The organism is Methylobacterium sp. GXF4 (assembly GCF_000272495.1).
In the GTDB taxonomy this organism is placed as follows: Bacteria; Pseudomonadota; Alphaproteobacteria; order Rhizobiales; family Beijerinckiaceae; genus Methylobacterium; species Methylobacterium brachiatum.
The window spans coordinates 13,357-23,686 of sequence record NZ_AKFK01000083.1; the positions used below are offsets into that span (position 1 = coordinate 13,357).

Below are 10,330 nucleotides of genomic sequence, written 5' to 3' on the forward strand. Positions count from 1 at the left end.
TTCGCGCACCGCATTCGGGCGCTGGGGAAGCGGGAGGCAGGCGGCTTCGTTCGGGTCGCAAGCGACGGCGCCGCGCCGATATGGGCCGGCATTGGCGTCCGCCAGGTATCCGCACCTTTGCCGCAGGTCGTCGAATTCGAAATCACCGGCCGCGGATACATGTCGAAGATCGGCAGAGATAATTATCCGATGAGTTTTTAGTATACATCGCACTAATTGCTACAATAATAGAGCAAAACATTTGCGTGACGTTGCGAAGCTGCAACAACATAAAGCAAACATCGAAGCGATATGAAATCGATGTTGCCCATATAAGGCTCATTCCATCATATGAAACGGCATAGAGGAATCTCGGACGCGAGATATCTCTAAAATCTGCCATCAGAATTGCAGATCGAAACAAAAATCAGCGCTGCGATGACCGGATAAGTCGGGGTCGTAGTTGTTATTTGGTCTCGAAGCTTTGGAGATATCTATGAAGCTCTTGAAGAGCTCGCTGCTCGGCTCGGCCGCTGCCTTCGCGGCGGTCGGGGCAGCCCATGCCGCCGACCTGCCGGTCAAGAAGGCCGCGCCGATCGAGTACGTCCGCGTCTGCTCGGCCTACGGTGCCGGCTTCTTCTACATCCCGGGCACCGACACCTGCCTGCGCGTCTCCGGCCGCGCCCGGTTCGAGGGCGGCTACATGGCCAGCAACTCGCGTCAGACGGGCAACGGTGACACGTCGGGCTACCAGGGCCGGATGCGCATCAATCTCGATGCCCGCACGCAGACCGCCTACGGCACCCTGCGCGCCTTCGTGCGCCTCGATGCCGGCAGCCGGACCGGCTATTCCGGCATCGGCTTCTCCGGTACCCAGGCGCGTATCGGCCAAGCCTACAACGCCACGGGCGTCGACGAAGTGAACCGCTCGCAGCAATTCGTGAACGTCGACAAGGCGTTCATCCAGTTCGCCGGGCTCACCGCCGGTCGCGCCTCGTCGTTCTTCGACTTCTACGCCCACGATTTCGAGATCACCGCTTCCACCGCCGGTTCGGACAACGCATCGACCAACCTGTTCGCCTACACGGCGACCTTCGGGAACGGCCTGTCGGCGACCCTGTCGGTCGAAGACCCGGTCTTCCGCCGCACCCCGATCTTCGCGCCGACCGGCCCGGCGACCCCGATCAGCCCCGTCTTCGTGAGCTACACCAGGGGCGCTCCGAGCGCCTTCGGCAACATCGACAGCATCCAGCGCGAGCGCCTGCCCGATTTCGTCGGCGCCCTGCGCCTCGACCAGGCCTGGGGTTCGGCCCAGATCTCAGCTGCCACGCATGAGTTGAACGTCGGCAACATCGCGCTCGGTGCACCCACCGGCAGCGGCACCGGCATCAATCTCGGGCACACCAACAGCGTCCAGGCCTGGGCGGTGCAGGGCGGCCTGAAGATCAACATGCCGTTCGTCGCGCCGGGCGACGCCCTCTATCTCCAGGGCGCCTATGCCGACGGAGCGCAACTCTACTCCGGCTACTCGGCGTTCAGCGGCTCTTACCAGCAGAGTGCAGCCACGATCCAGGGCCAGAAATTCCAGCAGTTCTTCTCGGACGCGACGATCAACCCGTTCACCGGCCAGCTGCAGACCTCGCAGACCTTCACCGCGGTCGCGTCGTACCTGCACTACTGGTCGCCGGAATGGCGCTCGGCCTTCTTCGGCTCCTACGGCGAGCAGAGCTTCTCCCAGGGGGCGCGTCTTGCCCAGGGCGCGGCCTTCAACGTCGCGAGCACGCTCGCCGGCAGCAATCCCTACTCCACCAACGCCGTCGGCGTCCCGGGCACGCGGTTCTACCAGCTCAGCCAGGCCCTGCGGGACACCTACCAGTTCGTCGCCGGTGCGAGCCTGATCTGGTCGCCGGTGAAGGACCTCGATATCGGCCTCGAAGGCTACTACACCCAGATCGGCCTGAAGAGCGGCCGGGCGATCGACCTCGACAAGAGCCCGACGGCTTATTCCGCGGCCAACATTGCCGCGATCAACGCCGGCACCTTCGTGCCGCGCACCGCGACCCAGGACTCGGTCTCGCAGATCCGGTTCCGCGTCCAGCGCGACTTCTGATTCGATCCCTCAGCGCCGGGCCTTCTTCGCCGGAGGGGCCGCTTCGCGCGGCCCCCGTCCGCGGATCCGGTCCGCCTGAGCGTCCGCCCAGACATGGCTCCGTCGCCGGCCGGGCTCGGCTGGCCTTTGCGATGGGCGGGCGTGCCCGTGCGTCGGCCGAATGTCATCCGATTATTGCGCGAGCGTTATTGCAGAGTACTGAACTCGATAAGTTCGCATCAGACGCGAACTGATCCATCTTTTTTGAATAATGCCGGATATTATCGAGCAAGAAGCGACGTGTATTTTGTTGCAGATCCGCAACAAGATGATGAATGTGTGTGACGATCGTGGAATGAACGTTGCTAGATAAAAGAACGGATCGCAGAATGATCCGTGAAAGATGAGTCTCGGGCGTTTTGCTCCGGAAAAATCTTCCATCTCACATAACAAAATCAAAACAAACCTGCGTTCGGCAGGGAAAACGGGAAGCGTTGCCGTCCTCGGCTTCAAACTTCTGGGGGTCTTGATGAATGTGTTGAAGCGTTCCCTGCTGGGTTCTGCCGCCGCGCTCGCCGCGGCCGGATCCGCCCATGCCGCCGACCTGCCGGTCAAGAAGGCGGCCCCGATCGCGTATGTCCGGGTCTGCTCCGCCTTCGGGGCCGGCTTCTTCTACATCCCGGGGACCGATACCTGCCTGCGCATCTCGGGCCGGGCCCGGTTCGAGGGGGCCTACCAGACCTCGTCCAGCCGCCAGCCGGGCGCTGCCGGCGACACGTCGGGCTACCGGGGGTTGGCGCGCTTCAACCTCGATGCCCGCACCCAGACCGCCTACGGCACCCTGCGCGCCTTCGCGCGCCTCGACGCCGCCTCGCGCACGGGCGTCATCCATTCCGGCACGATGCTGCGCATCGGCCAGGCCTACGGCGCCACCGGCGTCGATGAGGCCGGCCGCGTGCAGCAATACGTGAACGTCGACAAGGCGTTCATCCAGTTCGCCGGGCTCACCGCCGGTCGCGCCTCGTCGTTCTACGATTTCTACGCGCACGACTTCGAGTTCTACGGTGCCACGTCCGGCTCGGACAACGCGTCGACCAACCTGCTCGCCTACACGGGCACCTTCGGGAACGGCCTGTCGGCGACCGTGTCGATCGAGGATCCGGTCTTCACCCGCTCGCCGGTCTTCGCGCCGTTCACGAACGCCGCCGCGGTCACGCCCGTCTTCGTCGGCTACACCAACGGCGTGCCGTCCCGCTACGGCAACGTCGACACCATCCAGCGCTCGCGGCTGCCCGATTTCGTCGGGGTCCTGCGGGTCGACCAGGACTGGGGCTCGGCCCAGCTCTCGGCCGCCACGCACGAGATCAATGTCGGCAACCTGAGCACCACGCCGGCCGCGGGGACCGGCGGCGTGCTGACCGGGATCCCGCACACCAACGCGGTCCAGGGCTGGGCCGTGCAGGGGGGCGTGAAGTTCAATCTGCCGTCGATTGCCCCGGGGGATACCCTCTACCTGCAGGGGGCCTACGCCAACGGCGCGCAGAGCTACGCCGGCTATTGCATGATCGCCGGCTGCTACCGGCAATCCAACACCGGCTTCGACACGCAGAAGTTCGAGCAATACTTCGCGGACGCGTCGATCAACCCCTTCACCGGCCAGCTCCAGACCTCGACCAGCTTCTCGGCGGTCGCGTCGTACCTGCATTACTGGTCGCCGGAATGGCGCTCGGCGCTGTTCGGCTCCTACGGCGAGCAGGATTTCTCGGCCGGTGCCCGCCTGGCCCAGGGTGCGCTCTACAGCCTCGTGAGCCCGAGCAGCACCGCCGTGTTCGGCAGCAACGCCGTCGGCGTCCCGGGCACCCGGTTCTACCAGCTGAGCCAGGCCCTGCGCGACACCTACCAGTTCGTGCTCGGCGGCAGCCTGATCTGGTCGCCGGTGACCGATCTCGATATCGGCGTCGAAGCCTTCTACACCCAGATCGGCGTGCGGAGCGGCCGGGTGATCGATGCCGACAAGAGTCCGACCGCCTACGCGAATGTGGCCGGCATCAACGCCGGCAGCTTCGTGCCGCGCACCGCGACGCAGGATTCGATGACCCACGTCCGCTTCCGCGTGCAGCGCGACTTCTGATCCGACAGGCCGGCGCGGGGCCTCGAGCCCGGCGCCGGCCTCGAGCGTATGTCCGGGCGACGAAAGGAGGTGCCGGTTTAATCCCCGTCCCCAATACAGGTGGCGCGCTTTGTTCCGTTGATCGCGTTGCCGCCCTGTGCGGGCGCTGATACGCCGGATTCGACTTTATCTCCGCCGACCGCGCGGCCCAGGTCGCGACCGTCGGGGCGACCGGGGCCGCGCGGCGAAGGCCGGAAGGGCCCGTTCGTGGTCGGAAGTCCGGAGGAAGCCGATGACCAGTTCCGCCTCGACCAGCCCCGTGCCGGCGCCGGCTGAGACCGTGAGCGCCGCGCGCCGCGCAGGCCGGTTCTGGCCCGAGAGCTGGTGGCGCCTGGTCGACATGAAGATCGGCATCATCCCGCTGCCGCTCTACGTCATCCTGGCGATCCTGCTGGTCGTCCTGGTCCAGGAGGGCGAGGTCAAGCCGGACGGGCCGACCATGATCGCCGTCCTTGTCATGGGCGGCTTCACCTGCGCCGAGATCGGCAAGCGGCTTCCGGTCCTGCGCAACATCGGCGCGGGCGCGATCTTCGCGACCTTCATCCCCTCGGCTTTGGTCTATTACAAGCTGATCCCGCCGCAGATGGAGAAGGCGATCTTCGATTTCACGAAGTTCACCAACTTCCTCTACATCTACATCGCCACGATCATCGTCGGCTCGATCCTCGGCATGGATCGCGACGTCCTGGTCAAGGGCTTCCTCAAGATCTTCGCCCCGCTGGCCGCCGGCTCTGTGGCGGCCGCCATCGTCGGCACCCTGGTCGGCACGGCCCTGGGGCTCGGGCCCTACAAGACCTTCTTCTTCATCGTCGTGCCGATCATGGCCGGGGGCGTCGGCGAGGGCGCGATCCCGCTCTCGATCGGCTACGCGGCGATTCTCGGCCAGCAGCAGGGCGTGGTCTTCGCCCAGGTGCTGCCGCCGGTGATGCTGGGCTCGCTCACCGCGATCGTCTTCTCCGGCACCCTCAACGCCGTCGGCAAGCGCTATCCGCACCTCACCGGCGAGGGCCGGCTCCAGCCCGGCCACGAGGGCATGGAATCGAGCGACGCGCAGGCCCGCTCCGAGGCGGCGCGGGGCCAGATCGACGCCGCCACGATCGGCGCGGCCGGGCTCACGGCCATCACCCTCTACCTGCTCGGGGTGATCGCCCACCACCTCGTCGGCCTGCCGGCGCCGGTGGCGATGCTGTTCCTGGCGGTGTTCGCCAAGCTCGGCAGCGCCGTGTCGCCCCATCTCCAGGCCGGCGGCTTCGTGGTCTACAAGTTCGTCCAGGTCTCGATGACCTACCCGCTGCTCTTCGCCATCGGGGTGGCGCTCACCCCCTGGAACGAGCTGATGGCGGCCTTCACCCTGGTGAACCTGATCACCATCGTGTCGACCGTGTCGACGCTGATGGTCACCGGCTTCTTCGTCGGCCGCGCGCTCGGGATGTACCCGATCGAGACCGCCATCGTGAACGCCTGCCACAGCGGCCAGGGCGGCACCGGCGACGTGGCGATCCTCACCGCCGCCAACCGCATGGCGCTGATGCCGTTCGCCCAGATCGCCACCCGGATCGGCGGCGCGCTCACCGTGACCGGGACGATCATCGCGATGAAATGGATCGGCGTATGACCTTGAACTCCGGAGCGTTGCGTCATGGCCGGTGATCCGGGTGCCGTGGAGGCGAACCTGCAATCCAGGATCGGTGCGATCCTCCGCTCGACGAGCGGCAACTTCCTGGAGATGTTCGACTTCTTCCTATTCGGGTTCTACGCCAGCTACATCTCGCGGGCGTTCTTCCCCTCGGGCAACGAGACCACCGAGCTGCTCCTGACCTTCGGGACCTTCTGGCTTGGCGCGCTGATGCGGCCCCTCGGGGCGATCGTGCTCGGCGCCTATATCGACCGGATCGGGCGCCGGAAGGGGCTGATCGTCACCCTGGCGATCATGGCGAGCGGCACGGTGCTGATCGCCTTCTGCCCGAGCTACGGGACGATCGGCCTCGCCGCCCCGCTGATCGTGCTGGCCGGGCGCCTGCTGCAGGGCTTCTCCGCCGGCGTCGAGATCGGCGGCGTCTCGATCTACCTGTTCGAGATCGCAACCCCCGGGCGGAAGGGTTTCTACACGGCGTTCCAGTCGGCGAGCCAGCAGGTGGCGATCATGTTCGCCGCCGTGATCGGGTACGGGCTCAACGCCTACCTGACCAAGCAGCAGATCGGCGATTTTGGCTGGCGGATCCCGTTCTTCATCGGCTGCCTGATCGTGCCGTTCATCTTCGTCATCCGGCGCTCCCTGCAGGAGACGCAGGACTTCGCCCGGCGGACCCACCATCCGAGCACGCGCGAGATCCTCGCCACGGTGGCCGCCAATTGGCGGACCGTGCTGCTCGGCATGATGCTGTCGACCATGACCACGGTGACCTTCTACATGATCACCGTCTACACCCCGACCTTCGGCAAGAACGTCCTCAAGCTCACCGAGACCGACAGCCTGATCGTTACCCTGTGCGTGGCGATCACCAACTTCATCTGGCTGCCCGTGGGCGGCGCGCTCTCGGACGCGGTCGGGCGCAAGCCCGTGCTGCTGACGATCTCGGTCCTGTCGCTGCTGACCACCTACCCGGCCCTGCACTGGCTCGTGGCCGATCCGACCTTCGGCAAGATGCTCGGGGTCGAGCTGTGGCTGTCGTTCTTCTTCGGGGTCTATAACGGCGCGATGATCGTCGCGCTGTCCGAGGTCGTGCCGGCCCATGTCCGGGCCAGCGGCTTCTCCCTGGCCTACAGCCTCGCCACGGCCCTGTTCGGCACTGCCACCCCGATGGTCTCGACCTACCTGATCGACCAGACCGGCGACCGCGCCGCGCCGAGCTACTGGCTGATGGCGGCGGCCGCCTGCGGGATCGTCGCCACGCTCGCCCTGTTCCGGGGCGGCCCGCGGGAGGCTCGAGTCCCGGCCCACGCCTGAGCGGCTTTTTGTCGATCGACGCTGGGGAGCGCTGCTAAAGCCACGGAGCGACCTGCGCTTCCGGATGTGGCTCGGGTCCCCTCTCCCGTGCGGGAGAGGGACAGGGTGAGGGGACAGGTTCCTCCGGATGGGGCGCATCCCTCACCCCAACCCTCTCCCGCACGGGAGAGGGGGCTTGTCGCGGGTCGAAGACCCTAAAATCTCACGGCCTCTCAGGGCGGGGGCTGCACCCCCTGCCAGATCCGGATCCGCGCCTTGAAGGCGGCGCGGATATGCGCGCGCGCCGCCGCCTCGGCCCGGTCGCCGTCACGGGCGCGGATCGCCGCGATGATCGCGGCGTGCTCGTCGAGGGATTCGCCGGCGCGCTCCGGGGCGGCCAGCGTCGTGGTGCCGGGCAGCAGCACCAGCGACAGGCGCATCGTCTCCAGGGTGCCCTGCAGGAAGCGGTTGCGCGCCGCCGCGTGGATCTGCCGGTGGAACAGCCGGTTGTTGCGCGCGAGCGCCGCCGCGTCTCCGGTGAGCGTCCGGTCGCGGGCGATCATCTCCTCCAGGATCTCGGTCTCGACCGCGCTGGCATGGATCGCGGCGAGCCGGGCCGCCGTCCCCTCCAGCACCTCGCGCATGTCGTAGAGTTCGCTGACCTGCCCGTAATCGAGCTGCGCCACGCTGGCGCCCCGGTGCGGCTCGTGCGCGACGAGGCCCTGCGCCTCCAGGCGGCCCAGGGCCTCCCGCACCGGCGTGCGGCTGATCGAGAACCGCTCGGCCAGCTCCGCCTCGCGCAGGCGGCTCCCGGGGGCGAGTTCGCCCTCCTCGATCGCCCGCAGCAGCCGCTCATAGGCCGCGGCGCCGTTGGAGCGCTCCGACTCGCTCGCCTTCATGTCCGGCTCTCCTCGATCGGGGCCTTAGCGCGAAACCGGAACGTCCGGAACGCTTGCCGGATATTGCATGCGAGCGTATACAATTAAGGACATCGAGATCGCGGAGCGGAGGCGGGGATGCAGGAGCGGCGCGCGGAATCCTGGGACGTCGTGGTGGTCGGGTCCGGCAACGCCGCCATGAGCGCGGGCCTCGCCGCCCTGGAGCGCGGCGCCTCGGTGCTGATGATCGAGAAGGCGGAGCCGGATCTCGCCGGCGGCAACACCGCCTACACGGCCGGCGCCATGCGGTTCGTCTATCAGGGCAACGACGACCTGATCCCGCTGCTGGCCGACCCGGAGGATGCGCGCCTGCCGCGCACCGATTTCGGCGCCTACACGGCCGAGACCTTCGAATCCGACCTGCTCGGCTTCAACGACGGACGGCCGCTCTCGCGCGAGCAGCGCATCCTGATCGACGAGAGCGGCGCGGCCCTGCGCTGGCTCTCGACCCAGGGCGTGAAGTTCGAGCCGATCTATTCTCGGCAATCCTTCGAGAAGGACGGGCGCTTCGTGTTCTGGGGCGGCCTGACGCTCGCCACCCACGACGAGGGGTTCGGCCTCGCCCGGGCCGAGCTCGAAGCCTTCACCAAGGCGGGGGGCGAGATCCGCTACGGCTGCCCGGCCACCGGGCTGATCGTGGAGGCGGATCGCGTCGTCGGCGTGGAGACGCCCCAGGGCGCGTTCCGGGCCAAGGCCGTGATCCTGGCCTGCGGCGGCTTCGAATCGAACCCCGAGCTGCGCACCCGCTTCATCGGCGAAGGCTGGGACAAGGCCCGGGTGCGCGGCACGCCGCACAACCGCGGCGACGGGCTGGAGATGGCGCTGGCGCTCGGCGCCAAGCCGCACGGCTTCTACGGCGGCTGCCACGCCACCCCGATGGACCTGCACACCCCCGATTACGGCAACCTTGGCCTGCCCCACGGCGAGCGGAAGCACTACCGCAAGATCTGCTACTTTCTGGGCCTCATGCTGAATGCCGACGGGCAGCGGTTCGTCGACGAGGGCAAGAACTTCCGCAACTACACCTACGCCCAGTTCGGCCGCTCGATCATGGAGCAGCCCGGCCACGTCGCCTGGCAGATCTTCGACGCCAAGGTCGATCACCTGCTCTACAGCGAGTACCGGTTCCACGACGCCCATTTCGTCGAGGCCGACACCCTCGACGGGCTCCTGGACAACCTCGACGGCATCGACCGCGCGGCGGCCAAGCGCACCATCGCGGAATTCAACGCGGCCGTGGACGACACCGTGCCGTTCGACCCCACCGTGAAGGACGGCCGCGGCACCAAGGGGCTTCCCCTGCCGAAATCGAACTGGGCCCAGGCGATCGAGACCGGGCCGTTCAAGGCCTATCCGGTCACCGGCGGCATCACCTTCACGTATGGCGGCGTCGAGGTCGGGGAGGGCGGCGACGTCCGCCGCGAGGACGGCAGCGAGATCCCCGGCCTCTACGCCTGCGGCGAGATGGTCGGCGGCGTGTTCTTCAACGGCTATCCCGGCGGCTCGGGCCTGACCTCCGGCGTCGTCTTCGGTCGGCGGGCGGGCTACGGCGCTGCCGCGGCGGCACGAGGTTAGGGCCTGTCGTCGTCTAAATCCTCCGATTCAGGATGCGTTTTTGCCCTCGACCGAGGAGGGACGATGCGGAACGACGCGCTTTGAGCTGTTGCGACGCCGTTCACAGAGGCTTTGCGGCCGCAGGCGGAAACGCTGCCGCAGGACTTGCGCCGCACGTGCTCGGCGATCCTGCGGCGCCATCAGATCAGTGCCAAATGGCGCGTGATCCCGCGAGACTTGGGGCCGTGGTGGCGTGTGGCGCCGATCTTCACCCGGTCGCGCGGTGCGCTGTGGGAACCTCTGCTCGACCGCGTGCAAGGAGCGCGGCGTTCGGCAAGGCATGGTGGTTCTCGACGGCACCGCCATGTGCGCACGTCAGAAGGCGGCCGGGACGAAAAGAGGACGGGCGCAGTCGAGTAGTTGAGAACATCAGGGCGAATGCGGCGAATGATGTGGCGTTCAGCAAATATAACTCAGAATAAACCTCGTAATATATAGTATTAAAAACGTAGAATTTGTATTTATGTTTTAAAAAATAATGATTTTCTGCGAAACAGCATTTTGCGCATCGCAATGGCGTATTTCTGAACCATGTTTGCGGGCCGGAATCCTTGTCATATAGATTTCATTAACTATGCCGATGAGAGATGGACATCGCGTCGAAGTGCCATCGA

The 10,330-nt window shown here is 66.5% G+C and carries 6 protein-coding genes and 1 pseudogene; 6 read left to right on the forward strand and 1 reads right to left on the reverse strand.

The window, feature by feature from the left end; translation table 11 throughout:
- Positions 1–475 precede the first annotated feature (475 nt).
- The 4 genes from WYO_RS22985 to WYO_RS23000 all read left to right on the forward strand — a co-directional run bounded on the left by WYO_RS22985 (position 476) and on the right by WYO_RS23000 (position 7,185).
- Positions 476–2,089, forward strand: coding sequence for a porin (locus tag WYO_RS22985; RefSeq protein WP_007567036.1), 1,614 nt, complete (start codon positions 476–478; stop codon positions 2,087–2,089).
- Between the two features lie 508 nt (positions 2,090–2,597).
- A complete protein-coding gene (locus tag WYO_RS22990) occupies positions 2,598–4,199 on the forward strand; it encodes a porin (RefSeq protein ID WP_007567037.1) in 1,602 nt (533 codons plus the stop codon).
- Positions 4,200–4,470: 271 nt separating this feature from the next.
- Complete coding sequence (locus WYO_RS22995) at positions 4,471–5,853, forward strand: 2-hydroxycarboxylate transporter family protein (protein ID WP_007567038.1); 1,383 nt, start codon at positions 4,471–4,473, stop codon at positions 5,851–5,853.
- A gap of 24 nt (positions 5,854–5,877) precedes the next feature.
- Positions 5,878–7,185 (forward strand): MFS transporter, encoded by a 1,308-nt coding sequence (locus WYO_RS23000; RefSeq protein ID WP_007567039.1) that lies wholly within the window; start codon positions 5,878–5,880, stop codon positions 7,183–7,185.
- 212 nt (positions 7,186–7,397) lie between these two features.
- On the opposite strand, the gene WYO_RS23005 is transcribed toward WYO_RS23000, so the two are convergent.
- The gene (locus WYO_RS23005; protein WP_007567040.1) at positions 7,398–8,063 is read right to left on the reverse strand and encodes a GntR family transcriptional regulator; all 666 of its coding nucleotides are present in this window, start codon (positions 8,061–8,063) and stop codon (positions 7,398–7,400) included.
- Positions 8,064–8,180: 117 nt separating this feature from the next.
- Between WYO_RS23005 and tcuA the strand changes: the two genes are divergently transcribed.
- Both tcuA and WYO_RS32225 read left to right on the forward strand, forming a co-directional pair.
- Complete coding sequence (tcuA, locus tag WYO_RS23010) at positions 8,181–9,677, forward strand: FAD-dependent tricarballylate dehydrogenase TcuA (protein ID WP_007567041.1); 1,497 nt, start codon at positions 8,181–8,183, stop codon at positions 9,675–9,677.
- A 111-nt stretch (positions 9,678–9,788) separates the two neighbouring features.
- Positions 9,789–10,059: pseudogene (locus tag WYO_RS32225) on the forward strand (IS5/IS1182 family transposase); the annotation flags it as partial.
- Between the last annotated feature and the right edge of the window lie 271 nt (positions 10,060–10,330).